Origin of the sequence: Shinella sp., assembly GCF_049651085.1 — a bacterium.
Classification (GTDB): Bacteria; Pseudomonadota; Alphaproteobacteria; order Rhizobiales; family Rhizobiaceae; genus Shinella.
In genome coordinates this window covers 671,983-696,072 of record NZ_JBASBL010000027.1, presented here as the reverse complement: position 1 = coordinate 696,072, position 24,090 = coordinate 671,983, and the positions used below count along the sequence as shown (strand labels likewise).

22 protein-coding genes are annotated in these 24,090 nt (G+C 64.1%); 14 read left to right on the top strand and 8 right to left on the bottom strand.

The window, feature by feature from the left end:
• Positions 1-3 precede the first annotated feature (3 nt).
• Positions 4-981: a ubiquinone anaerobic biosynthesis protein UbiU gene (gene ubiU / locus WA950_RS20555; protein ID WP_424553579.1), complete on the bottom strand. Its 978-nt coding sequence runs from the start codon at positions 979-981 to the stop codon at positions 4-6.
• Positions 972-1,478 carry a ubiquinone anaerobic biosynthesis accessory factor UbiT gene (gene ubiT / locus WA950_RS20550; protein ID WP_424553578.1) on the bottom strand — a complete coding sequence of 169 codons (507 nt, stop codon included), beginning with the start codon at positions 1,476-1,478 and terminating at the stop codon, positions 972-974. Before ubiT ends, ubiU begins: the two co-directional genes overlap by 10 nt.
• A 107-nt stretch (positions 1,479-1,585) precedes the next feature.
• On the opposite strand from ubiT, the gene WA950_RS20545 reads away from it, so the two are divergent.
• From WA950_RS20545 to WA950_RS20495, 11 genes are all read left to right on the top strand, one after another.
• Positions 1,586-3,097 carry a UbiD family decarboxylase gene (locus tag WA950_RS20545; RefSeq protein WP_424553577.1) on the top strand — a complete coding sequence of 504 codons (1,512 nt, stop codon included), beginning with the start codon at positions 1,586-1,588 and terminating at the stop codon, positions 3,095-3,097.
• 149 nt (positions 3,098-3,246) lie between these two features.
• On the top strand, positions 3,247-3,948 hold the full coding sequence (locus WA950_RS20540; RefSeq protein WP_424553576.1) for a helix-turn-helix domain-containing protein: 702 nt from the start codon (positions 3,247-3,249) through the stop codon (positions 3,946-3,948).
• A gap of 13 nt (positions 3,949-3,961) precedes the next feature.
• Positions 3,962-5,548 (top strand): ABC transporter substrate-binding protein, encoded by a 1,587-nt coding sequence (locus WA950_RS20535; RefSeq protein ID WP_424553575.1) that lies wholly within the window; start codon positions 3,962-3,964, stop codon positions 5,546-5,548.
• A 58-nt stretch (positions 5,549-5,606) separates the two neighbouring features.
• Positions 5,607-6,632, top strand: coding sequence for an ABC transporter permease (locus tag WA950_RS20530; protein ID WP_424553574.1), 1,026 nt, complete (start codon positions 5,607-5,609; stop codon positions 6,630-6,632).
• Entirely contained in the window at positions 6,629-7,462 is an 834-nt protein-coding gene (locus tag WA950_RS20525) for an ABC transporter permease (protein WP_288081813.1), read from the top strand. Before WA950_RS20530 ends, WA950_RS20525 begins: the two co-directional genes overlap by 4 nt.
• Entirely contained in the window at positions 7,459-8,349 is an 891-nt protein-coding gene (locus WA950_RS20520; protein WP_424553573.1) for an ABC transporter ATP-binding protein, read from the top strand. The genes WA950_RS20525 and WA950_RS20520 overlap by 4 nt, the downstream gene beginning before the upstream one ends.
• Positions 8,346-9,158 (top strand): ATP-binding cassette domain-containing protein, encoded by an 813-nt coding sequence (locus WA950_RS20515; RefSeq protein ID WP_424553572.1) that lies wholly within the window; start codon positions 8,346-8,348, stop codon positions 9,156-9,158. Before WA950_RS20520 ends, WA950_RS20515 begins: the two co-directional genes overlap by 4 nt.
• Entirely contained in the window at positions 9,145-9,651 is a 507-nt protein-coding gene (locus WA950_RS20510) for a GAF domain-containing protein (protein WP_424553571.1), read from the top strand. The genes WA950_RS20515 and WA950_RS20510 overlap by 14 nt, the downstream gene beginning before the upstream one ends.
• Positions 9,648-11,720 (top strand): hydantoinase/oxoprolinase family protein, encoded by a 2,073-nt coding sequence (locus WA950_RS20505; RefSeq protein WP_424553570.1) that lies wholly within the window; start codon positions 9,648-9,650, stop codon positions 11,718-11,720. The genes WA950_RS20510 and WA950_RS20505 overlap by 4 nt, the downstream gene beginning before the upstream one ends.
• Positions 11,721-11,732: 12 nt before the next feature.
• Positions 11,733-13,397 carry a hydantoinase B/oxoprolinase family protein gene (locus tag WA950_RS20500; RefSeq protein WP_424553569.1) on the top strand — a complete coding sequence of 555 codons (1,665 nt, stop codon included), beginning with the start codon at positions 11,733-11,735 and terminating at the stop codon, positions 13,395-13,397.
• A gap of 52 nt (positions 13,398-13,449) precedes the next feature.
• The gene (locus WA950_RS20495) at positions 13,450-14,553 is read left to right on the top strand and encodes a M24 family metallopeptidase (protein WP_424553568.1); all 1,104 of its coding nucleotides are present in this window, start codon (positions 13,450-13,452) and stop codon (positions 14,551-14,553) included.
• 43 nt (positions 14,554-14,596) lie between these two features.
• Here WA950_RS20495 and WA950_RS20490 read toward each other — a convergent pair whose 3' ends face one another.
• Both WA950_RS20490 and WA950_RS20485 read right to left on the bottom strand, forming a co-directional pair.
• On the bottom strand, positions 14,597-15,028 hold the full coding sequence (locus tag WA950_RS20490) for a c-type cytochrome (protein WP_424553567.1): 432 nt from the start codon (positions 15,026-15,028) through the stop codon (positions 14,597-14,599).
• Between the two features lie 179 nt (positions 15,029-15,207).
• Positions 15,208-15,600, bottom strand: a complete 393-nt coding sequence (locus WA950_RS20485) for a hypothetical protein (protein WP_424553566.1) — start codon at positions 15,598-15,600, stop codon at positions 15,208-15,210.
• 144 nt (positions 15,601-15,744) lie between these two features.
• On the opposite strand from WA950_RS20485, the gene WA950_RS20480 reads away from it, so the two are divergent.
• Positions 15,745-16,860: a PLP-dependent cysteine synthase family protein gene (locus tag WA950_RS20480; RefSeq protein WP_424553565.1), complete on the top strand. Its 1,116-nt coding sequence runs from the start codon at positions 15,745-15,747 to the stop codon at positions 16,858-16,860.
• Positions 16,861-16,872: 12 nt separating this feature from the next.
• On the opposite strand, the gene WA950_RS20475 is transcribed toward WA950_RS20480, so the two are convergent.
• The 3 genes from WA950_RS20475 to WA950_RS20465 are packed head-to-tail and all read right to left on the bottom strand — an operon-like array spanning position 16,873 to position 21,342.
• The gene (locus tag WA950_RS20475) at positions 16,873-17,952 is read right to left on the bottom strand and encodes a DUF2218 domain-containing protein (RefSeq protein WP_424553564.1); all 1,080 of its coding nucleotides are present in this window, start codon (positions 17,950-17,952) and stop codon (positions 16,873-16,875) included.
• Positions 17,953-17,962: 10 nt separating this feature from the next.
• On the bottom strand, positions 17,963-19,114 hold the full coding sequence (locus WA950_RS20470; protein WP_424553563.1) for an ABC transporter substrate-binding protein: 1,152 nt from the start codon (positions 19,112-19,114) through the stop codon (positions 17,963-17,965).
• Positions 19,114-21,342 carry a TonB-dependent siderophore receptor gene (locus tag WA950_RS20465; RefSeq protein WP_424553562.1) on the bottom strand — a complete coding sequence of 743 codons (2,229 nt, stop codon included), beginning with the start codon at positions 21,340-21,342 and terminating at the stop codon, positions 19,114-19,116. The genes WA950_RS20470 and WA950_RS20465 overlap by 1 nt, the downstream gene beginning before the upstream one ends.
• Before the next feature lie 211 nt (positions 21,343-21,553).
• Between WA950_RS20465 and WA950_RS20460 the strand changes: the two genes are divergently transcribed.
• Positions 21,554-22,564, top strand: a complete 1,011-nt coding sequence (locus tag WA950_RS20460; RefSeq protein WP_424553561.1) for a helix-turn-helix transcriptional regulator — start codon at positions 21,554-21,556, stop codon at positions 22,562-22,564.
• 38 nt (positions 22,565-22,602) lie between these two features.
• On the opposite strand, the gene WA950_RS20455 is transcribed toward WA950_RS20460, so the two are convergent.
• Positions 22,603-23,277 (bottom strand): TetR/AcrR family transcriptional regulator, encoded by a 675-nt coding sequence (locus WA950_RS20455; RefSeq protein ID WP_424553560.1) that lies wholly within the window; start codon positions 23,275-23,277, stop codon positions 22,603-22,605.
• A gap of 246 nt (positions 23,278-23,523) precedes the next feature.
• Between WA950_RS20455 and WA950_RS20450 the strand changes: the two genes are divergently transcribed.
• Complete coding sequence (locus tag WA950_RS20450; RefSeq protein WP_424553559.1) at positions 23,524-24,087, top strand: TRAP transporter small permease; 564 nt, start codon at positions 23,524-23,526, stop codon at positions 24,085-24,087.
• Positions 24,088-24,090: the final 3 nt, after the last annotated feature.

Below are 24,090 nucleotides of genomic sequence, written 5' to 3'. Positions count from 1 at the left end.
TTCCTATCGCCAGCGCTTGTCATAGGCGCCCGTCGTGGTGCGCTGGCCTTCGCTCATCATGCGCAGCCGCGCGACCAGGGCACTGCGTTCGGCCGGCGCGGCATCGAGCGCCTTTTTCAGCGACGACACCACCTCGGCGACATAGGCCTTGCCGCGCTGCCGCCCCTCGATCTTGAGCGCCGAAACACCCGCCGTCCGCAGCGCATCGATCTGATCGATGACATCCAGCGAGACCGGGTCCTCGAAGGCATAGCCCTCGACGTCGCCGATCTCGAAACGGCCCTTGCAGAGCGTCGGATAGCCGGACGCCTCGCCGGGACCAAAGCGGTTGATCGTATAGGCGCCGAGCTCCGAGACGAGGTCCGCGCCGTCCGGTCGGTAGCGCACATGGCTTGCCGGCGAGCAGACGCCGTTCATGTTGGGCGACTTGCCGGTAGCGTAGGACGAAAGCGAGCAGCGGCCCTCCGCCATGACGCAGAGCCCGCCGAAGGCGAAGACCTCCACTTCACAATCGATCTGCCGCGTCAGCCGGGCGATATCCTGCACCGTCAGAACACGCGGCAGAACCACGCGCTTTGCGCCAAAGGCCTCGATCAGGAATCGGATGGCGTCCGCATTGGAGGCGGAGGCCTGCACGGAGACATGAAGCCGCTGCTCGGGGTATTTTTCCGCGACATAGGCCATAAGGCCGAAATCGGCGAGGATCAGCGCATCGGCGCCGAACGCCACCGCATCGTCCGCCGCGCGATACCACAGGGCCTCGTCACCAGCCCGCATGAAGGTGTTGAGCGCCACGAAGGTCAGCACCCGCTTGCTGCGGGCAAGCGCGATGGACTGGCGCATTTCCTCTCGGCTGAAATTGAGGCCGGGAAAATTGCGGGCATTGGTCTCGTCGCGAAAACCGCAATAGACGGCATCGGCGCCGGCCTCTATCGCCTCGCGAAAAGCGGCCGGGGTGCCGGCGGGACAGATCAGTTCCATGTCATATCCCTTCCTTCAAGCGCCCGTGTGCGGATGTAGCGCGCCGTGCCGGCAATGAGCGGCGAAAACGGTCCTGCCAGCGCACCGAGTTCGCGCGGCAGGTCGATGGCGCTGTCATCGAGGGCGTTGCGCAACGCCAGCATGGCCTCCATGTCGCCGGTGACGGCAAGCTCGCGTGAGAAGAACAGCGCATCGGCATCGCACCGGCCTTCGAGCAGGCCGAGCAGCAGCACCAGCGGCCCCTCGATGCGCGCATCGGCAAGCGGCGGTGCGCCGCGCGAAACCGTCAGCGTCCGCGATGCAGGAACGACCGTGAAGTGCAGCGGAAGGTCGGTCGGGGAGAAACCGTAGCGGGTCTGCCGATAGCTATTGAGCCGCTCGAAAATATCGGGATGGGCCTTCAACACGCCGGAAAAAATGTGGCGCGCCACCAGCTCCACCAGCCAGAGGGGAGCGATGTCGACCGGTTTTGCAAGGCTCGGCGGAAGCGATGACATGGGTGGCCCTTCATGAGAAACGAACCGCCGGACCCTAGGGAGCCTTGCGCTCGGGGAGTTTGCGCCAGGTCAAAGACCGCGGCGTTTTTCCCCGGCAAGTGAAGCCCATGAAAGCCGATGCCCCCATTCCCCGCCGTTTCGACAACCTTCAGGATTTCGTCGCCTTGCTGGAGCGACGCGCGCGGCTGAAGCGCATCGTCGAGCCCGTCTCGCTGGTCCATGACGTGACGGAAATCCACCGCCGGGTGCTGGCGCAAGAGGGCCCGGCGCTGCTCTTCGAACGGCCGGTCGATGCGCAGGGCAATATCCAGCCGATCCCGCTCCTCGCCAATCTCTTCGGCACGCGCGAGCGTATCGAATGGGGCTTGGGACTGGAGGCCGGCGGCCTGCCGCAGCTTGCCGACTTCCTTGCAGACCTGCGCGATCCGCGCCCGCCCCGCTCGCTGCGCGATGCCTGGCAGAAGCTGCCCCATCTCAAGGCGGCGTTGTCGATGAACCCGCGCGAGACACGTCGTGCGCCCTGCCAGCAGATTGTCTGGCGCGGCGACGATCTCGACCTTGCCCGCCTGCCGATCCAGACCTGCTGGCCGGGCGAGCCAGCGCCGCTCGTCACCTGGCCGCTCGTCATCACCTGCGCGCCGGACGACCCTTCGGATATCAATGTCGGCATTTACCGCATGCAGAAACTCGGCCCGAACCGGCTGATCGCCCGCTGGCTGGCCCATCGCGGCGGCGCGCGGCACCATCGCCTCTGGCAGGCGCTCGGGCGGGACATGCCGGTGGCCATCGTCATCGGCGCCGATCCCGCAACGATCCTTTCCGCCGTCATGCCGCTGCCCGACGGCATGAGCGAGCTTGCCTTTGCCGGCGTGCTCGGCGGCCGGCGGCAGGAAACGGCCGGCGGCGTGACGGTTCCCCTTCCCGTGCCCGCCAGCGCGGAAATCGTGCTGGAAGGCATCGTCTCGGCCAGCGAGGTGGCGGACGAAGGCCCCTATGGCGACCATACGGGCTATTACAATGCCGTCGAACCTTTCCCGGTGATAACGCTCTCGGCAATCACCATGCGCCGGAACCCGCTCTACCTTTCTACCTATACCGGCAGGCCGCCGGACGAGCCCTCGCGGCTCGGTGAGGCAATGAACGAGCTCTTCGTGCCGCTGGTGAAGCGCCAGTTCCCGGAAATCCGCGATCTCTGGCTGCCGCCGGAAGCCTGCTCCTATCGCGCCATAGTCGTTTCCATCGACAAGCGCTATCCGGGCCAGGCACGGCGGGTGATGATGGGCCTGTGGTCCATGTTGCCGCAGTTCAGCTACACCAAGCTGATCATTGCCGTGGACGGCGATATCGACGTGAAAAGCTGGCCGGACGTGATGTGGGCGCTTTCCACCCGCTTCGACGCCAGCCGCGACCTGATGGTCGTGGAGAACACGCCGATCGACTATCTCGACTTCGCCTCCCCCAAATCCGGCCTCGGCGGCAAGCTCGGGCTGGACGCCACCACCAAGATCGGCACCGAGACCGACCGCGAATGGGGCAGCGTGCTGACCATGACACCGGACGTCACCGCCCGTATCGACGGCCTCTGGGCCTCTCTCGGCCTGGACGCCGCCGCGCCATAAGCATCATACGGCATATCCGGCGCGTCGGGCGCCGCGCTCAAGCTGTCGCCTCACAATCCACGGGCCATGCATGTTTTTAGCCTGACTAAAAAAATGCGGTTGACAAACTCCAAGAGAGTCCGCAGTTTTGAAGAAATACTAAAAAACTGGTGAGCGTAGTGGTAAGTGTCGAAAAGCCTGAAGCGGGGACTGGTCCTGCCGTTGGCGAGCGTCTGCGCATGCGGCGCAGAGAGCTGAAAATGACGTTGCAGGAGGTCGCGGATACGGCCGGGTTCTCCGTCGGCTTCATCTCGCAGATCGAGCGCGGCATCACCGTACCGTCGCTGACGTCGCTGGTCGCCGTCTGCCGCGCACTGAAGACCGAGATGGGCTCCTTCTTCCAGACCCCGCGCGTCGATGCTCCCGTCACAAGGCACGAAGGCCGCCCCGTCTATGCCGTCGGCGGCACCCCCGGCAACACCGTCTCCTACGAGCGCCTCTCCGCCTCCTTCCCCGGCAACGTGCTGCGCTCGACGCTGATCCACGAGCCCCCGGGTTTCCGAAGCGAGCCGATGTCGCATGAAGGCGAGGAAATCTACTTCGTCGTCGCGGGCTCCGTGACCCTCGAGATCGATGGCGAATGCACCATTCTGGAAGCCGGCGATTCCGCCCACTTCCCCTCGACGCTGACACACGTCACCTGGAACCACACGAACGAACCGGCGACCATCTTTCATACCTGCACCATGGACGTCTTCGGCGACGGCGAGCTTTCCGCTCCGGCGGAGCAAAGCCTCGTCGTCAAGCGCTCCGCGGCCCGCCGCAGCGCGCCCAAGCCACTCAAGACAACCAGATCCAAATCCTCGGGATAACAAGGGAACAGCAATGACATCCGTTCTGAAGACAATCGCGGCAGCCCTGCTCGCCGCAACGACCTTCTGCGCCCATGCGAATGCCGAAACCGTGCTTCGCCTCGATGAAACGCCCGTCGGCGAACTCGATCCGGCGAAGGCGTCGGACTATGCCGACAGCATCCTGATGTTCAACCTCTACGACACGCTGGTCATTCCCAAGCAGGGCCAGCCCGGCCACGATCCGTTCCTTGCCGCCGCCTTCGAGACTGCGGACGGCAAGACCTACACGTTCAAGCTGCGCAACGACGTGAAATTCCAGAGCGGCAATCCGCTGACCGCCGACGACGTGGTCTTCTCCTTCGACCGCATGCGCGCGCTCGGCCAGGGCCTGTCCTATCTCTTCGAGAACGTAGAGAAGGCCGAGACCGTCGATGCGAGCACGGTGAAGTTCACGCTGAAGGAGGTCTATGCCCCCTTCATTTCCGCCCTCACCCGCCTGCCGATCGTCGACAAGGCGCTCGTGATGCAGAATCTCGGCGAGGGCGAAGGCGAAATGAAGGACTGGGGACAGGCCTTCCTTTCCACCAACACCGCCGGTACCGGCGCCTACAGGATCGTCTCGCACAATCCTCAGGAAGAGACGGTCATGGCAAAGAATGCCGACTTCTTCCTCAAGGTCCCGGCTGCCGCGCCCGATACGGTGCGCCTGCGCTACGGCCTCGAAGCGGCGACCGTGCGCACGCTGATCGCCCAGGGCGAGCACGAGATCTCCTCGCAGTGGCTGCCGCCGGAAGTGCTGAAGTCTCTCGCCGCCGATGGCGCGCAGCTGCTCACCGAGAAGGGTACGACCGAATTCTACATCAAGCTGAACACGGCAAAGCCACCCTTCGATGACGTGGAATGCCGCCTCGCGGTCTCCTACGCCTTCGACTACGAGTCCGGCATCAGGATGGTCGCCGTCAACAGCGATGTCGCCCAGGGCAGCCCCGCGACGGGTGCGCTGCCGGTCGGCATGCTCGGCGCGCTTTCGGGCGAACCTCTGAAGCGCGACGTCGAAAAGGCGAAGGAACACCTCGCCAAGTGCAAATACAAGCCAGACGAGATGAACGTGGACCTCACCTGGATCGGCGAAGTGCCGATCGAGGAGCGCTTTGCGCTGCTGATGCAGGCGAATTTCGCCGAGATCGGCATCAAGGCCACTGTGAAGAAGCTGCCCTGGGCGCTGTTCACCGAGCAGGTCTCCAAGCCGGAGAACACGCCGAGCATCAGCCAGATCTTCGTCAACACCATGTCGGGTGACCCGGATACCTTGCTCTACTCGATGTACCATTCGAGCGCGGCCGGCACATGGATGTCGCCGGAGCACCTGAAGGATGCCGAAGTCGACGCCCTGCTCGAAAAGGGCCGAACGACGCTCGACCAGGCCGAACGCACCAAGGTCTACGAGGAAGCCAACAGGCGCCTCGTCGCCATTGCCCCGTCGATCTTCGCGCAGGACCAGACCGCTGTCTTCGCCGCGTCGAACAAGGTGTCCGTTCCCGCGCTCTCCGATCCGTCCAAGGCCTTCGCGCTTGCCGGCTTCGGCTTCAGCTTCCGCCTGATGGAAATGAAACAATAACCGAGACGCCACGCCGGGCCGCCCGCGCGGCCCGGAACCGTCCATAGGGTTACCAGTCATGTCACCGTTCATCCGCCTCCTTGCGAAGCGGCTGGGTACCTCGTTGATCGTCCTGATCGGGGTATCGCTGCTGATCTTCGCCATTGCCCGGGTCATTCCCGGCGACCCGGCGCGCATTGCGCTCGGGCCGAATGCGACGCCCGAAGCCGTCGCCCTGCTACGCGACAAGCTGCATCTCGATGCATCCTTCTTCGCGCAGTACGGCTATTTCCTTGCTGACCTCGCGCGCGGCGATCTCGGCGTCTCGCTCTACACCAATCGCCCGGTCATGGCCGACATCGCGCAGTTCCTGCCGGCGACGCTGGAGCTGGTCATCGTCTCCGGCCTGATGATGATCGCCATCGGCCTGCCGCTCGGCATCCTTTCTGCGCGTCATCGCGGCAGCTGGGTGGACCATACGATCCGGCTGGTGACCATGCTCGGCGTTTCCGCTCCCGCCTTCGTCTGGGCGGTGGTGCTGATGCTGGTCTTTTCCTATTTCATCAAGCTCTTCCCCATTGCAGGCCGCCTCTCCGACACCTTCACGGTGCCGAACGTCACCGGCTTCATGCTGGTCGACACGTTGCTGGCGGGCAACCTCAAGGCCTTTGCCGACGCCGTCTGGCACCTGATCCTGCCGGCCTTCGCGCTGGCGCTTTCCGGCATAGGACAGGCCGCCCGGCTCGTGCGTTCCAACATGGTGGAAACCTATGAGCGGCCCTATATCGAGATGGCCGAGGCCTATGGCTTCCCGGAAAAGCGTATCGCCCGGCGCTACGCCTTCCGCCCGTCGCTGATCCCCTCGCTCACCATTATCGGCCTCGATTTCGCGGCCATGCTCGGCAGCGCCTTCCTTGTGGAAGCCGTCTATGCCTGGCCGGGCCTGTCGCGCTACGGCGTCGCCGTCATCCTGCGCAAGGATCTCAACGCCATCGTGGGAACCGTGCTGATCATCTCGGCCATGTTCCTCATCGTCAACATCATCGTGGATATCCTGGTGTCGATCATCAATCCGCGCATCCGGCTTTCGCAGAGGGCATCATGAAAAAGACCCTCGTCATCCTCACCGGCAATCCGCTGTCGCTGATAGGGCTGATCCTCGTCGGGATCGTATTGTTCTCCGCCGTCTTCGCCGATTTCATCACGCCATTCCCCGAGCATGTCGGCGCCGTGGTGGACTTTGCCAACTTCAACCAGCCGCCCCAGTGGCCGAACATCTTCGGGACCGACCTCGTCGGCCGCGACCTCTTCACCCGTGTCGTCTATGCCTACCGGATCTCGCTGATCCTTGGCATCGTCGTGCTGGTCATCGCGGTGCCGGTCGGCGTCGCCATCGGCCTTGCCGCCGGCTATCTCGGCGGCTGGACGGAATATTTCCTGATGCGGCTTACCGACGTCTTCCTGTCGATCCCGCCGCTCGTGCTCGCCATGTCCATCATGGGCCTTCTTGAGCCGACGCTGACAAACGGGATGATCGCGGTCACCGTCATGTGGTGGCCCTGGTACACCCGGCTCGTCTACAACATCGCACGCTCCGAGAAGGAAGAGGGCTATGTGCTGGCGGCAGAAGTCATCGGCGCCTCGAAGCTGCACATCATGTTCCGCGAGATCCTGCCGAACTGCGTCCCCTCGATCATCACCAAGATGACGCTCGATTTCGGCTTCGTCATCCTGATCGCCTCCTCGTTGTCCTTCCTCGGCCTCGGCGTGCAACCGCCGACCCCTGACCTCGGCTCCATGGTGGCGGAAGGTGCGAAATACCTGCCCGACAGCTGGTGGCTCACCGTGTTCCCCGGCCTTGCCATCCTGATCGCCGTCTTCGGCTTCAACCTGATCGGCGACGCGCTGCGCGAAATCCTCGGAGTGGATCAATGACGGCTCCTACCCTCAGGATCGACAACCTGCGCCTCGGCTTCAAGACCTGGTCCGGTATGGTGGACGTGCTGCACGGCATCTCGCTTCACATCAAGAAGGGTGAGCGCGTGGCGCTGGTCGGCGAGTCCGGCTCCGGCAAGTCGGTGACGGCGCGCATCGTGCTTGGCATGCTCCAGCAACTGAAGTCGGCCCGCATCTCCGGCACGGTGGAATTCGAGGGCACCAACCTCGAAACGCTCAAACCCGCCTCGCGCCATGCGCTGCGCGGTACCGCCATGTCGATGATCTTCCAGGACCCGACTTCCTCGCTCAACCCGGTCTATCCGATCTTCACGCTGTTCCGCGAAGTGTTGCAGCGGGCCCAGCCAGGCCTCGACGAGGAGACGGCGCGCCGCAAGGCCATCGCCGCGCTGGCGGACGTTGCCATCAGCGAGCCGGAGCGCGTGCTGGAATCCTATGCCTTCCAGCTTTCCGGCGGCATGAACCAGCGCGTGATGATCGCCATGGCGCTCGCCAACAACCCGGCGCTGCTGCTGGCCGACGAGCCCGGCACGGCGCTCGACGTGACCGTGCAGGCGCAGACGCTCAAGCTGATGTCCGGGCTTGTCGAAAAGCACCAGACCTCGGTGCTGTTCATCTCGCACAATCTCGGCGTGGTGCGCGAATTCGCCGACCGGGTCTATGTTATCTACAAGGGCAACATCGTCGAGCAGGGGCCGACCGCCGCGCTCTTCGACGATCCCCGCCATCCCTATACGCGCGCGCTGCTTTCCGCCGTTCCGCGCATCACCGGCGGCGGCATTCCCGACATCGAGGACGATCCGGCGCAGTTCCTTGCGCCCCTCGTCGCCCATGAAGGCTTCAGCGAGAAGGAACTCCTCACATGAGCACGCTTCTTTCCGTATCGAACGTTTCCAAGCATTTCGAGGTGAACGGGCGCACCGTCAAGGCGCTCGACGGCGTCTCTTTCGATGTAGAGAAGGGTGAATGCCTTGCCATCGTCGGTGAATCCGGATCCGGCAAGTCGACCATCGCCAACATCATCCTCGGTATCTACGGCGCGACGGCGGGCAATCTCGCCTTCAAGGGCGAGACGCTGCCGGCAAAACGAACGCAGGAGCATCGCCGGGCGATCCAGCTCGTCCAGCAGAACCCGCTCTCCTCGCTCAATCCGCGCCGCTCCATCGGCGCGTCGCTGCGCCTTGCGCTCGACGTGCACAGTATAGGCGACAAGGCTGGACGCACTGCGCGCACCGGGGAGCTGCTGGAGGAAGTCGGCCTTCCCGCCGAGTTCCGGACGCGTTCGCCTTCCGCCCTTTCCGGCGGCCAGCGCCAGCGTGTCGCCATTGCCCGCGCACTTGCCTGCCAGTCGGAACTGGTCGTGCTCGACGAGCCGACCTCCGCGCTCGACGTGCTGGTGCAGGCGCGCGTGCTGAGGCTTCTGAAGGCGCTGAAGGAAAGCCGCGGGCTCACCTATGTCTTCATCACGCACGACCTTTCGGTCGTGCGCAACATCGCGGACCGCGTCGCCGTCTTCGAAAGGGGCCGGCTGGTCGAGCTGGCCACGACCGACGCGATCTTCACCCGACCCGAAAATCCCTACACGCGCCGGCTGATCGGCGCGGTTCCCGTCGTCAGCTCTGAAGAAGCGGCGCTCCGGGATCACATCATGGAGCAAGAGAATGGAAATGCCTGACTACAACGCTTTCGTCGAAGCCGTCGCCGCAGCCGGCGGTCAGCCGGACAGGGCCTATGCGGCGCTGGAAAAGCTGGTCAAGGATGTCGTCGGGGTAAAGCTCTTCACGATCATGACCTCGGACACGACCGACAAGCTTTCCGAGCGTATCTATTCCAACATGGCCGATGTCTATCCGGTCTCCGGCACCAAGCCATACAACGAGACCGAATGGTCGGAGATCGCGCTGGATCGCCAGGAGACCTTCGTCGCCAACACGATCGAGGATATCGCCAAGGTCTTCGACGACCACGAGCTGATCCTGTCGCTGGGCTGCGAATCGGTCATCAACGTGCCGATCATTGTCGACGGCGAGGTCATCGGCACGCTGAACTGCCTGCATGAGCGAGACTATTACACCGAGGAGCGCGTGCGCGCCGCCGACGCGCTCAAGCTGCCCGGCGCCGTCTGCATGCTGCTGCATGCCCAGCAGAAGAGAGAGGAAAACCGATGAGCCAGAAGACCATTCGTGTCGCGACCGATGTCGGCGGCACGTTCACCGATCTCGTCTGCTTCGAGACGGACCATGCGACCGGCGAGGCCCGCATCACCACGGCCAAGTCCGACACGACCCCGCCGAATTTCGAGCAGGGCGTGCTGAACGTGCTGGACAAGGGTGGCGTCGATCCGAAGACCGTCGATTTCCTCGCCCACGGCACTACCGTCGTCATCAACGCGCTGACCGAGCGCAAGGGCGTCAAGGTTGGCCTCATCACCACGGAAGGGTTCCGCGATTCTCTGGAGATCGCCCGCGGCAACCGGCCGGACTTCTTCAACCTCCATTACAGGAAGCCGGAGCCCTTCGTGCCGCGCTATCTGCGCCGCGAACTGCCCGGCCGCTTCGACTATCACGGCGTCGAGATGACGCCGCTCGATCTTTCGGGCCTGCCTGCCATCCTCGACGACTTCCGCGCCGACGGCGTGGAGGCGATTGCAGTCTGCTTCCTTCATTCCTACGCCAATACCAGCCATGAACTGGCGACGATTGCCGAGATCAAGCGCCTGTGGCCGGAAATCGCCACCGTCGCCTCGCACCAGATCACCCGCGAATGGCGCGAATACGAGCGCACCAACACGACCGTCATGTCCGCCTATGTGCAGCCGACGGCCGAGCGCTACCTGACGCGCCTCAATGACGGGCTTTCCGACAAGGGTTTTGCCGGCAACCTCTTCGTCATGCAGTCGAATTGCGGCGTGGATTCGCTGGAATCGGTCAAGAAGATCCCGATCACCATGGTCGAATCCGGCCCGGCCTCCGGCTTCTGGGGCGCGGCCGAACTCGGCAAGCTGATCGGCGAGCCGAACGTTCTGGCGCTCGACATCGGCGGCACGACGGCGAAATGCTCGCTGATCGAGGACGGCCAGGTCCGCATCATGACGGACTACTGGATCGAGCGCGACCGCACGTCGGCCGGCTATCCGATCATGGTGCCGGTGGTCGATCTCGTCGAGATCGGCAATGGCGGCGGATCCATCGCCTGGGTCGACGATTTCGGCAAGCTGCATGTCGGCCCGAAATCGGCCGGCGCAATGCCCGGCCCCGCCGCCTACGGCCGTGGTGGCACCAGCGCCACCACCACCGACGCAAATCTCTGGCTCGGCCGCATCAACCGCAACTATTTCTGCGGCGGCTCGGTTGTCGCGGACATGGCGGCGACCGAAAAGGCGCTGTCGGATGTCGGCGGCAAACTCGGCGTTTCGACCGATGACGTCGCGCGCGGCATCCTGCGCATAGCCAACAACAACATGGTCAACGCGTTGAAGCTCGTCTCGCTCAACCGCGGCTTCGACCCGCGCGACTTCACGCTGGTCGCCTTCGGCGGCGGCGGTGCGATGCATGCGGTGGCGCTCGGCATGGAGCTGGGGGTGAAGAAGGTCGTCATCCCCGCCGGCGCGGCGGTGTTCTCGGCCTGGGGCATGATGATGTCGGACCTGCGCCGTGACTATTTCGTCACCAAGCTCGCCGACCTCAAGGCCGATGCCGCAACGGCCATCGAGACCCTGTTCAGCGAAACCGAAGCGCTGGCCCACCAGCAATTCGGCGAGGAAGGCGTCGAGAAGGCGAAGGTCAAGTTCCTGCGCTACGGCAAGTTCCGCTACCAGAACCAGGAGCATACGACGGAAGTCCTCATCGAGGGCGCGATCACCGATGCGAGCCTTGCCGCCATCGAGGCCGCCTTCCACGAGACCTACGAGCGTGAATATACCTACCGCCTCGACGCCCCCGTCGAGCTGGTCGGCATCCACCTCGTCGCCTCGGCCGAGGTCGGCAAGCTGAAGATGCTGGAAAAGCCGCTTTCGGCGACGCCTGCTTCCGCCGCGCAGAAGGGCGAGCGCAGGGTCGACTATGCGCTGGAAGGCGTACATCCGGCCGCGATCTACGACGGCGAAAAGCTGGAACCCGGCATGGCCTTCGCTGGTCCTGCGATCATCGAGGATCCGGGCACGACGATCGTCATCCATCCCGGCAACCGCGTCGAGATCGACGGTTTCGGCAACATCCACATCCACCTGAAAGCCTGAGGAGTGCGGGACATGACGACGACTTCCCACGATCCGATCACGCTCGAGATCATCCAGAACTCGCTGCAGGCGACCGCCGACGAAATGTTCGCGGCCATGCGCAAGACGGCGATGAGCTCCATCATCTACGAAGTGCTCGACATGGGCACGGGCATCACCGATGCGGCGGGACGCCTCGCCTCATCGGGTGCCGGCATTCCCGGCTTCATCGGCGTGCTCGACAAGTCGGTGAAGGTGCTGCTGGAAAAATTCGCCAAGCCCGGTGAAATACAGCCCGGCGACGTCTTTATCACCAACGACCCCTATTATGGCGGCGTCACGCACTTGAACGACCTCGTCGTCTGCATGCCTGTCTTCGCCGGTGAAAAGCTGATCGCCTGGACGGCCAACATCGCCCACAATTCGGATGTCGGCGGCAAGTCGCCAGGTTCGCTGTCGGCCGATGCGACGGAAATCTTCCAGGAGGGCCTGCGCCTTCCCGCCATCAAGATGATCTCGAAGGGCGAGGCGATCCCCGGCATCTTCGACATCATCACCGTCAATTCGCGCATGCCCGACTTCCTCGAAGGCGACCTCTGGGCCGCCATCGCTTCCGTGCGCATCGGCGCAAAGCGTCTTGCCGAGCTTGCCGAAAAATACACGATCGCCACCTTCGAGGCGGCGATGGCAAGCTTCATGGATCATGGCGAGAAGATCGCGCTTGCCGAGCTCGCGAAACTCCCGCACGGCACCTTCGAACTGACCGAGGAGCAGGACGACGGGCGCATGTTCAACGTCAAGGTGACGATCTCCGACACGGAGTTCGTCATCGATCTTCGGGACAATCCGGATCAGGACACCGGCCCGTCGAATGCCGGCTATGACGACACGCTCGTCAGCATGCAGGTGATCTTCAAGGCGCTGACCGACCCGACCTCGCCGGCCAACGAAGGCTCCTTCCGTCCGCTCCGGGTGCTGACGCGCGAGGGTTCGTGCTTCCATGCCAAGGAACCGGCGGCCGTCGGCTTCTACTACGAGATCGGCATCCGCGGCTACGACCTCGTCTGGCGCTGCCTTGCCCCGCACATGCCGGAAAAGCTGCCTGCCGGGCACTTTTCCTCCATTGCCGGCACCTTCATCGGCGGCATCCACCCCGATACCGGACGGCAGTACACGATCATCGAGCCGCAGATCGGCGGATGGGGCGCTTCCAACGGCCGTGACGGCAATTCGGCGATCTTCTCCGGCGTGCACGGCGAGACCTACAATTGCCCGGCGGAAATCTCGGAAGCCCGCAACGGCCTCGTTGTCGACCGCATGGAACTGAACACCGATCCGGGCGGCGAAGGCAAATGGACCGGCGGCTACGGCATCCGGCTCGACTACCGTATTCGCCGTGACGATTCCTTCCTGACGCTCGGCTATACCCGCTCGCGCATCCTGCCCTGGTCGCTCGACGGCGGAAACGAGGGTTCGGCGAACTATGCGATGGTCCTGCGCAAGAACGGCGAGGCCGAGCGCTACGCCTTCGCCTCCGGCATCCGGGTCGACAAGGACGATGTGATCCGCGTGATCACCGGCGCCGGCGGCGGCGTGGGCGATCCGAAGGAACGCGATCCGGCCCTGGTGCGCGAGGATATCCGCAACGGCTACATCACCGCCGAACGCGCCCGCGAGGTCTATGGCGTCAGCCTGTAAGAGAGAGCGGCCGGCATCGCCGGCCACACCGTTCCTGAACGAGGACAGAACCATGACCGAACAGACCGCCGCCCGCCTGAAGGCCCTGCGCCAGCGCATGACCGAGACCGGAACAGGCCTCGTCGCCATCGCGCCGGGTTCCCACATGGACTGGGTGCTGGGTTTCCATCCGCATCCCGACGAGCGCCCCTGCCTGCTTCTCATCGGCCCGAAGAAGGAAGCCTTCCTGATGCCGGCGCTGAATGCCGAGGGCACGCGCGAATTCACGGACATCGCCTTCCACAACTGGGCCGACGACGAAGGCCCGGATGCGGCCCTTCGCGCGGCGCTTGCCGATATAGCCGCAGAAGCCCCCGGTCTTCTCGCGCTCGACGAAACGATGCGCGCCGACTTCGCCTTGCTGCTCATCGATGCGCTGCCGGCCGATACGCGCCGTGACTTTACGCCGGCAACGCTCGGCGGTCTGCGCATGCGCAAGGACGCCAGCGAATATGCCAAGCTGAAGATGAATGCCGGCATTGCCGACCGCGCCATGCAGGCGGCCTTTGCCGCCATTAAGCCGGGCATGACCGAGAAGGAACTTGCCACGGAGATCCGCGCGCATTTCTCCTCCGAAGGCGCTTCGCCGCAGTTCTGGATCGTTGGGGCGGGCGGCAACGGCGCTTTCCCGCACCATTCGGCAAGCGAACGGGTGATCGAGGAAGGCGACGCGGTGGTGATCGACATCGGTGGGCGTAAAGCGGGCTTCCCCTCCGACATTACCCGCATGGCCGTCGTCGGCCTGCCGCCGGAAGGCTATGGCGAGATCCACACCATCGTCGAGAAGGCCGTGCAGGCGGCGCTGAAGGCGGCCCGTCCCGGCGTTCGTGCCTGTGATGTGGATGCCGCCGCCCGCAAGGTCATCACCGATGCCGGCTATGGCGAGTATTTCGTGCATCGCACCGGCCACGGCATGGGCATCGATGGCCACGAGCCGCCCTATATCACCGCCACCTCCGAAACCGTGCTGGAGGAAGGCATGGTGTTCTCCATCGAGCCGGGCATTTACCTGCCCGGACGCTTCGGCATTCGCCTGGAAGACATCGTCATCCTGCGCGCCGAAGGCCCTGAAATCCTCTCCTCCCTGCCACGCGCGGTTCACATCGCGCGGGTTTGACCGCGAAGACGGCCTCCCCCAAAGGGAGGCCGTCTTTGTCCGGCTATTGGATGCCGTTTTCGCGTTGCAGTTCACGCACATAGGCGATGACGCTACGAAGGTCGGCCTTCGTCAGCGCCGGTTGCGGCGGCATGTTGCCGAACTGCCAGTGGTGCGCGCGCACGCCGTTGGTGACGGCACTCTCGAAGGCAAAGTCGCCGTGATGCGATGGCTCGTAGATCTTGTGCACGAGCGGCGGGCCGACGTCGGTTCCGGCGGCATTCACGCCATGGCATACGGCGCAGATGGCGTTGAACGCCCGCTCGCCGATCTTCGCCTCGTCGGAGAAGCTGGCGGGAACGGCGACGGACACCGCCGCCGCCTGACCGGCATTTGCAACGGCCGGCGGAGACGTCTCCCCGCCCCGCGTCCAGATGGCTGCAACGGCAATCACCGCCGCGACGGTGGCGAAAACGGCAATCTTTCCCTTGTTCATCGCATGATCCTCCCCTGCCGCGCCGCTCTGGTGGCGACGGTAGTGCTTCGGAATGCAGCGAAAGTGACTGTGCTTGCGGCCGGGAAGCCGCTGAAAATTGGTCTCATAGCGTTACCTCGGGACATTGCGTCCCGTTCAAAAATCCACTGACGGACGGCAGGATCGGTCCTGCCGCAGGCTCAAGGGAGATGCGCTATGGGAGGGCGGTCATCGAGGCCCGGCGGCGTCGCGACGAGGGCCGTTTCGGGGCCGGGAAGATAGGTCTCGCGCGCCGCCTGCACGCCGGCACCGAGCCGGGCGGGCGGCAGGAACACGCCGACGCCGGTGCAGACGAGATCGCACAGGCCGGGATCAACATTGCCGCAGGTCATGGTGTCGGCGCAGGATGTAGTCTGCATTGATGCATGATCCATCGACGGCATGGGGCTGGCGAACGACGTCGAGACAGCCATGCCGGTTTCATGCGCCGACGCCGTGAAGGACACCAGTGCAAGCAGGAAGGCAGTAACGATGGGCACCAGCAACCGAAGCATGGCGGGACGATAGATAGTCGAGCCCGTTTTGTCCATCATGCCCTGCGCCGGCGGACTATCAGCGACGCAACTTCAAAAGCGCTGGCCGATACTGCATGCATCTGCAAGGATCAGGCTTGCAAATGGCCGCGCCAGCGGATTGAAACAGTTGGCACATCCGAAATGCCCAGGAAGGACCGACGCATGAACACCAGCCTCTTTCAACCGGACACCGTTCCCTCGCTCGACTGCGCCGACCGGGCCTGGGCGCGCAATGCCATCGGTATCCTGGAGGGGGACGCACGCCGGTCGGCCGATACGCATCTGGTGAACCCGGTGTTCAAGGGCCTCAAGGGTATCTCGATCTATCTCAAGGACGAAAGCACCCACCCGACCGGCAGCCTGAAGCACCGCCTAGCCCGCTCGCTCTTCCTCTACGGCATCTGCAACGGCCGGATCAGCAAGGGCACGACGCTGGTGGAAGCTTCTTCCGGCTCGACTGCTGTCTCGGAGGCCTATTTCGCCGACCTGCTCGGCCTTCCCTTCATCGCGGTCATGCCACGCAGCACCAGCCAGAGCAAAATCGACGTCATCGAGCGCTTCGGCGGCCGCTGCGCCTTCGTCGACCGTCCCGCTGAGGTCTACGACACGGCAGCGCGCATCGCAGCGGAAACGGGCGGCCACTATCTCGACCAATTCACCAATGCCGAGCGCGCCACCGACTGGCGCGGCAACAACAACATCGCCGAAAGCATTTTCGGCCAGATGGAGCGCGAGACCCATCCGGTACCGGCCTGGGTGATCATGGGTGCGGGAACGGGTGGCACCTCGGCGACCATCGGCCGCTACATCCGCTACCGCAACCTTGCGACAAGGCTCTGCGTGACCGACGTCGAGAATTCCGTGTTCTATGACGCCTGGAAGAACGGCGATGCGGAAACGACCTGCACCACGCCCTCACGCATCGAGGGGGTCGGACGGCCGCGCGTCGAGCCGTCCTTCATCCCCTCCGTCATCGACCATATGGTCAAGGTGCCGGATGCAGCTTCGATCGCCGCCGCGCATGTCCTCTCCGATCGCCTGTTCCGCCGCGTCGGCGCGTCCACCGGCACCAATTTCTTCGGCCTGCTCACCATCGCGCAAACGCTGATGAAGGAAGGGCGCGAAGGCTCGCTCGTCACGCTGATCTGCGACAGCGGCGACCGCTATGCCGGCACCTATTTCAATGCAGACTGGCTTGCGCAGAACGGCATCGACATCGCCCCCTGGAGCCGCGCCATCGAGACCTTCCTCGACACGGGAACGTTCGAGGCGCCCTGAACCGCGCCGGCCTCAGTCCTCTTCGGCCGCGCCGCGCCGCCAATAGGAGACGACGAGGTGCTCGCTGTTCGGCAGGCGCTTTTCCTGCCGGGCGAAGGCACGGATCGCCCGGAACGCCTCGAATTCGCAGCCGGCCCAGAGATAGACCTTCTTCCCCTCTTCCGGGAAGAGGGTGCCCCGTATCGCGTCGATGAGCAGCATCGTGCTGCCGGCCGCCCGTCCATCGCGAAACAGCCATTCGATTGCGACCGCGGGCGGAGCGCTCAGAGGCTGGACCTCGGCTGCATCGGCCACTTCGAGAAAGACCTTGCCGCACGCGTCCGCCGGCAAATGCTCCAGCATGCGGGCAATGGCCGGCAGCGCGGTTTCGTCGCCGGCGAAGAGATACCAATCGGCCGAGGCAAGGCCGCCGCCGCCGGGGCCGACCACGCCGACCCGGTCGCCGACCGCCGCCCGTTCGGCAAAGGCCGAGCCCGGCCCGGCATCGTCATGCAGCACGAAATCGATTTCGAGCGTGCCGGCGGCCAGATCGAGCGAGCGAACCGTATATTTGCGCATGAGAGGGCGAAGGTGCGGCCGCTCCCAAGCAATCACGCCGTTCGCGCCGACGTGGGGCCATTGCGGCTCCTCCGCTTCCGGCCGCTGCACCATGAGATTGAGATGTAGCGCTTCGAGCCCGGCGAAGCGCGCGACATTTTCTCCGGCAAGCGTCAGCCGGCGCATATGCGGCGTCAGCGTCCGGCAGGCAACGACGCCGAGAATCTGGAAATTCGGCGGGCGGACAATCTCCCCGCCATCCCCCGTCCAGGCGATATTCGGCGGATTGTCGCCGGCAAATTCCAGGATATGCGAGGCAACGGACATGCGGGCGAGGTAGAGACCTTCGAGGTCCGGCGCGGCGACTTCGACCAGCGTCGCCTCTCCTTCACGGGTGAACCGTGCGCGAATGGCGCCGAGCCGTAGCACCGGGCCATCCGGCCCCTCGCTCACCACGGCATTGTGCTCGACCATGTGGTCGCAGAATTCCGCGATGACGGGGTCGGGATTGCTGAGGGCAATCAGGGCCTGTGCGGTGTATTCTCTGCCTTGCATGTCGCTGTCCTTACTGCGGCTTGAAATCGATCCAAAAGGTGCCCTCAAGCGGCACCGCCAGGAAATTCGCGTTGATCTCGGCAAGTGTCTCCGCAGGATCGACATCGGCGAAAAGATCGGGATGCATCCATTTGGCGAAACACTCGAAGACGAGGATGTTGAGCACCGAAATCGAAAGCTGGTGAGAGACGGCGTGGGCCCTGCCCTCGTGCACCGCCGTCAGCGCGTCGCGCATACCCTTGCCGAGAATGTCGGCGAAGGATTCATGCGCCGCCTCGGCGGAAACTCCGCCGCCGAGCACGAGGCCGCCCTGCGCGGCAAGGTGCGGTCCCCCGGTCGCGATATAGACCTTGGGGTCGGCGCCGAGCACATATTCCGGGCTGAGCTGGCCGTCATAGCCGGGCACGTCCGCGCCGATGCTCTGGCCGCCGGCAAGGCCAAGATAATCCGTCATGCGGTTGCCCTTGCCGGGCGTCGAGCAGCAGGTCGCGCCGGCATGGGCATCGACCAGCACCGAAACCGGCGTGACGGTTGCCGTGCGATCCGTGATGCGCTTGTAGCGGGCGCGCAGGAAATCGCCGAATGCCCTGCCCTTGCTCTCCTGGCCGACCGCCTTTGCGATCAGTTCGACGGAGAAGGCCGTTGTTTCCGCCGGCCCCTTGCCGTCGTTGACCGGGCCGTCGAGGAAAAGGACGGGCACGCCGGCCGCTTCCAGCGTGGCGGCCGCCTCGGTCCAGCCCGTCTCCCAGATCGAGACGACGAAGAGATCCGGCTTGACGGACAGGATCGCCTCGACAGAGGTCTTTGCCGGCAGGACGGATCCCACGGCAGGAATGGCGTCGAGTGCCGGAAACCGCCGTCGATAGGCCTCGTACATGCCGCGATCGATGCGCTGCGGCGCCGCCCAGCCGGCAATGCGGCCGACCGGATCGGGATCGACGAGGGCAAGCGATATCAGGATGAGGCTCTCGTTCGTGGCGATGCGCTGCGCCGGAGCGGCAAGGCGCACCTCGCGGCCCGCGGCATCCGACAGGACGATTTCAGCCCACGCCGGCATGGCGAAGGTCGCCATCAGCAGCACGCACAGCGCCAACAGCCGACAGAGGGCCGCCGGCAGCCCGGCAAGCCCTCCCGACGTCGTTTTTTTGCTGCGCTCTGCCATCACCACGAATATTTCAGGCTCGCGGTGATAGCGCGGCCCGCGCCGTAGTTGCAGCTTCCGCCCGTGATGTTGAGGCAATGGGAGACATACTCCTTGTCGAACAGGTTGGTCACATTGACCCTGAGCTTCGTGCCGGCGAAGTCCTTGTCGATTGCGCCGAAGTCGTATTCCGCGCCGATATCGACGAGCGCCTTTGCCGGTATGCGCAGGTCAGCCCGATAGGTGCTGTCCGTCTGGTAGGACGACGTGGCCCGTGCCCCGGCATTCAGCGTCAGGCCTTCGATGTAGCTCGGCTGGTAGGTGATCCAGAAGCTGCCCTGATGTTCCGGCAGGCGCAGCATCTCACGGCCGAGTTCGACGGCGTTGCGGGATTTGGTCACCTCGGAATCCGAGTAGGCGTAAGAAGCAAGCAGGCTGAGTTCCGGCGTCAGCTCATACTTGCCCTCAACTTCTAGGCCACGCACGCGCTGCTCGCCTATCTGGAGATACTGGTTCATGCCGATGTTCGACAACGCGTTTTCCAGCGTCATGTCGAACAGCGAGACCGTGACGAGCCCGCGACCGCCCGTTGGCTCATACTTGAAGCCGATCTCGAACTGCTCGGCCGTCTGTGCTTTCATCGGCTTGAGATTGGCATCCAGGCCGAGCGTCGGCAGGAACGACGTCGAGTAGCTGGCATAGGGCGCCAGACCATTGTCGAAGAGATAGGTGAGGCCCGCCCGCCAGGTCAGTCGCTGGTCGTCATTGGTGGTGACGACCTCGGGCGATTTCATCCGGTCCGTCGTCTTGATGTCGGAGAAATCATAGCGCATGCCGAACGTGCCGACCCAGTTGTCGTAACGGATCTGGTCCTGCGCATAGAGGCCGATCTGCTGTTGCTCCTGCAAGCCTGAGCGCTGGACGGCAGGTACGGCGATGGGCGCGGTGCCATATTGCGGGTTGAGCAGGTCCAGGGGCGGCACGCCCATACCATTGCCGAAATTGGTCGAGGAATTCGCCCGCAGGTAATCAAGGCCCAGCAGCAGCGTGTGGTCGAATGCGCCGGTATCGAAGCGCGCCTCGAGCTGCGTATCCACGTTGAAGGTCGAAACCCAGTCGTCCGACACGGCCGAGGCGCGGTTCAGCGTGTGTCCGTCCGGCTGGTACGCGAAGGCCGGATTGATCAGCGCCAGGAACATGTACTGGTCGGACTGGCCGTAGCGCAGGTTCTGCCGCACCGTCCACGTCTCGTTGAATTCGTGCTCGAATTCATAGCCGAGCGTGAAGAAATCCCGCTCGAAAACCTCCGCATTCGGATCGCCGAAATAGATATCGCGCGGAATCTGTCCGAAGGGGCTGTCGATCAGCGTGCCGATGGCCGGATAGAAGCGCGGCGAGAAGAGCGGGCGATCCTTCTGATAGGAACCGTAGAGCGTGAGCGAGGTCTGGTCCGTCGGAGCCCAGGTGAGGCTCGGCGCCAGCATGAGCTGCTTTTCGCGCTCGCGGTCGACCTGGCTTCCCATGTTCTTTCCAAGGGCGATGATGCGATAGAGCCAGTCGCCGTCCTGCGTCAGCGGGCCGGTCATGTCGAGCGTGCCCTGAAGACCGCCATGCGAGGAGGTCTGAAGGCCCACCTCGTTTCTGGCCGTTTCCTGCGGTCGCTTGCTGACCTGATTGACGAGGCCGCCCGGCACGGCGCGGCCATAGAGCACCGAGGCCGGCCCCTTGATGACGTCTATGCGCTCCAGCGCGAAGGAATTGACGCTGGGCGTCGCGTAATTGCTCGGATCGCCCGGCAGGATGAGACCGTCGAGCCACATCGTGCCATAGGCATTGAAACCGCGGATATAGAGCCAGTCGTACCGGATGTCGTAGCCGTTCGGATCGGGAAGCACGCCCGGCGTATAGCGTAGCGCCTCGGCGACGGTGCCCGCGCCCTGCGCATCCATCTGATCGCGCGTCACGACACTGATCGCCTGCGGTGTCTCACGCAGCGAGGTGTCCGTTTTCGAGGCGCTGAGGCTGCGTTTTGCGACGATGCCCTGGTCCGGCCCCTTCGGGTTTCCCTCGCCGCCATCGACGGTGATGGCCTGGAGCGTCGTCGTCCCCGCATCCTGCGCCAGCGCCGGGCCGGCGACGGCCGCAACGGCAAGTGCCACGGTCGAGGCGCGCCACAGGCGTTTGCGCGCCATCGCACGCCTTGCCGTCATCGTTGCCATCATCCCCATCATCTGTTCCAAACGCATCATCAGCCCCAACCGCGTATAGCTTTTCTTAAACTTGACCACATGAATCAAGTTAAGCTATTCCTAGGGCAACAATCGCATGAGCGACAATGTCGGTTCCTTTGCCTGACACGCAAAAACCTTTGCGAGCGGAGAAATCTCCGCCGCGGGTGAAGCTTCGCTAACCATCGCGGGCATTCGTGGCAGCGAGCACCGCGCAATTGAAGGATCAGGGATGGCGGCCGCACAGGGCGATGCCGGAAACCAGGTGAGCGACGGACACGTCCGCGTGCGCGATTTCATGCGCCATGACGGCATCGCGCTCGACAGCCCCGACGACCGGCTCGGCCTCGACGACACGCTGATGAAGGGCGCATTCCTGCACCGCGAACTGCGGCAGGGACTGGTGCTGCATGTCAGCGACGCCATCGAGGAGCGCGCCTTTACCGCCACGTCCATGCTGCCGGAAGAGCTTTCCTGCATCTTCTTCCTGGAAGGCAGCGTCGATCTTTCCATCGGCGACCGCCAGTTCGCGTTCCAGGCCGATCGCGGCGTGGCGCGCGGCGTCGCCATCATGAATACTTGCCCGGAAAATTTTGCGCGCGCCTCGCGCGGGCGCCAGCACCTGCGCCATCTCGTGGTGTCGGCCTCGCCCGAATGGCTGCACCGCGACGCCCTCGAAGCGATTGCCGATACGCCGGGCGGCACGCGCCTGCTGCGCAACCATCTCGCCGAGCACCGCTGGACGCTGACGCCGCGCATGGTCGAGCTTGTACGCCAGATTTTCATCCCTTCCCCGCTCATTCCGGAATTGCGCGACCTCTATCTCGAAGGTCGCGCCGTGGAACTGGTGGCGGAGACCATGGCGGCCATGCTCCAGGCGGATCGCCGCGATGCCGGTGGCGCCCTCATGACGCGGCAGGATGCAGTCTGCCTGCGGCGCGCCAAGGATTTCATCGCCAGTCGCGGCGCCGAGCCGCTCAGCGTGGAAACCATCGCCCGCGAGGCGGGCATCAGCGCAAGCGGCCTGCAACGCCTGTTCCGCGCCACGGAAAACCACAGCGTCTTCGACTACGTGCGCAGGGTCCGGCTGGAGCGCGCCCATGCCGCGCTCGAACGCGGCGACGTCACGGTGCAGGAAGCGAGCGCCATCGCCGGCTATACGAGCGCCGCCAATTTCGCCACCGCCTTCCGCCGCCACTTCGGCATCGTGCCGACCGCCGTGCGCGGCAGGGGGCAAGGCTAGCGGCGCCGGAAAGACGGTTTTCCACAGAGGCCCGGCAGTCAGCCCTTGAGATAGGTGATGACAGCGTCAGCGATCATGCCCTTGTGGCGGGTCATCGTCTCAGGCTCGGAAAGGTCCCGGCGGAAGATCGTACCGAATGTATAGCGGTTGGAGACGCGGAAAAAGCAGAAGGCGCTGATCAGCATGTGGACGTCGATCGGGTCGGCCTGCCGGGTGAATACACCGGTGGCAAGCCCGCGCTCCAGAATGCCGGCGATCGTCTCGATAACCGAGACATTGAGGTCGCGGATCGCCTCCGAGCGCAGCATGTGAGCCGCGTGATGAATGTTCTCGATGCTGACAAGGCGCACGAAATCGGGATTGGCCTCGTCGTGCTCGAAAGTGCTGGAAATCAGCGTGCGCAGTGCTTCCTCCGGCGCGAGGCTCGCCAGTTTGAGATCTTCTTCCAGCGTGCGGATCTTGCGATAGGCACGTTCCAGAACAGAGAGATAGAGTCCCTCCTTGCCGCCGAAATAGTAGTAGATCATGCGCTTGGAGGAGCGCGTGCGCTCCGCGATGGCATCAACGCGTGCGCCGGCAAGGCCATGAGTCGCGAATTCCTCAGTCGCGACGACGAGGATATCCTCTTGCGTGCGCCCCGGATCGTTTTTCCGACTTTTTTCCGCCCTCGCCACCGTTCCTCCGCCGGCCTCCGCAATCACCTTGATTTTCATCAGGAAAATCACACCCAAACTGGCGTACCAGCGACGCCCGTCTCCCACCTCTCAGGCAAGTCATATTGGGGTTTCGGGGCTCTTTCAAGAGAGGCCGCTTGACATACGTACTAGTTCGTACATTTTGAATGCACCATACCGATCAGGAGGAGATCGTCATGGCACCGTGCCCCTAACGCTCTGCATCGGACCTGCGCTAGGAACGAACGGGCCGCATGCGCGGCATCAGGCTTTGGGAGGAGCGCAATGGTTCGCATTATCGATTTCTGTTTCCTGGCGCTGAAGGCCACGATCGCCGCACTGCTTGCAGGCATGGTCGTGATGGTCTTCGGCAATGTCGTCCTGCGCTACGCCTTCAACACCGGCATCACCTATTCGGAAGAACTCTCGCGCATCCTCTTTCTCTGGCTGACCTTTCTCGGCGCGGTCGTGGCGATGCACGAGCACGGGCATCTCGGGGTCGATACCCTTCTTCGCCGCATGCCGCCCGCCAGCGCCCGTATCGCGGTGCTTTGCGGGCAGGCGCTCATGCTATGGGCCACCTGGCTGATGATCAGCGGAAGCTGGACCCAGACGCTGATCAACCTTCATGTCTCCGCACCGGCAACCGGCATCTCGATGGGCTTCTTCTACGGCGCCGGCCTTGCCTTCGGCGTGCCCGCCCTCCTGCTCATCCTGTGGGACATGCTCGGCGTGATTACGGGCCGTATCGATGTCGCCACAACGGAATTCGTCAAGGAAAGCGAAGACGAACTGGCACTGGAGCAGCAGCCCGCTTCACCCCTCCCCGCCCCGCTCGTCAAGCATTGAGGC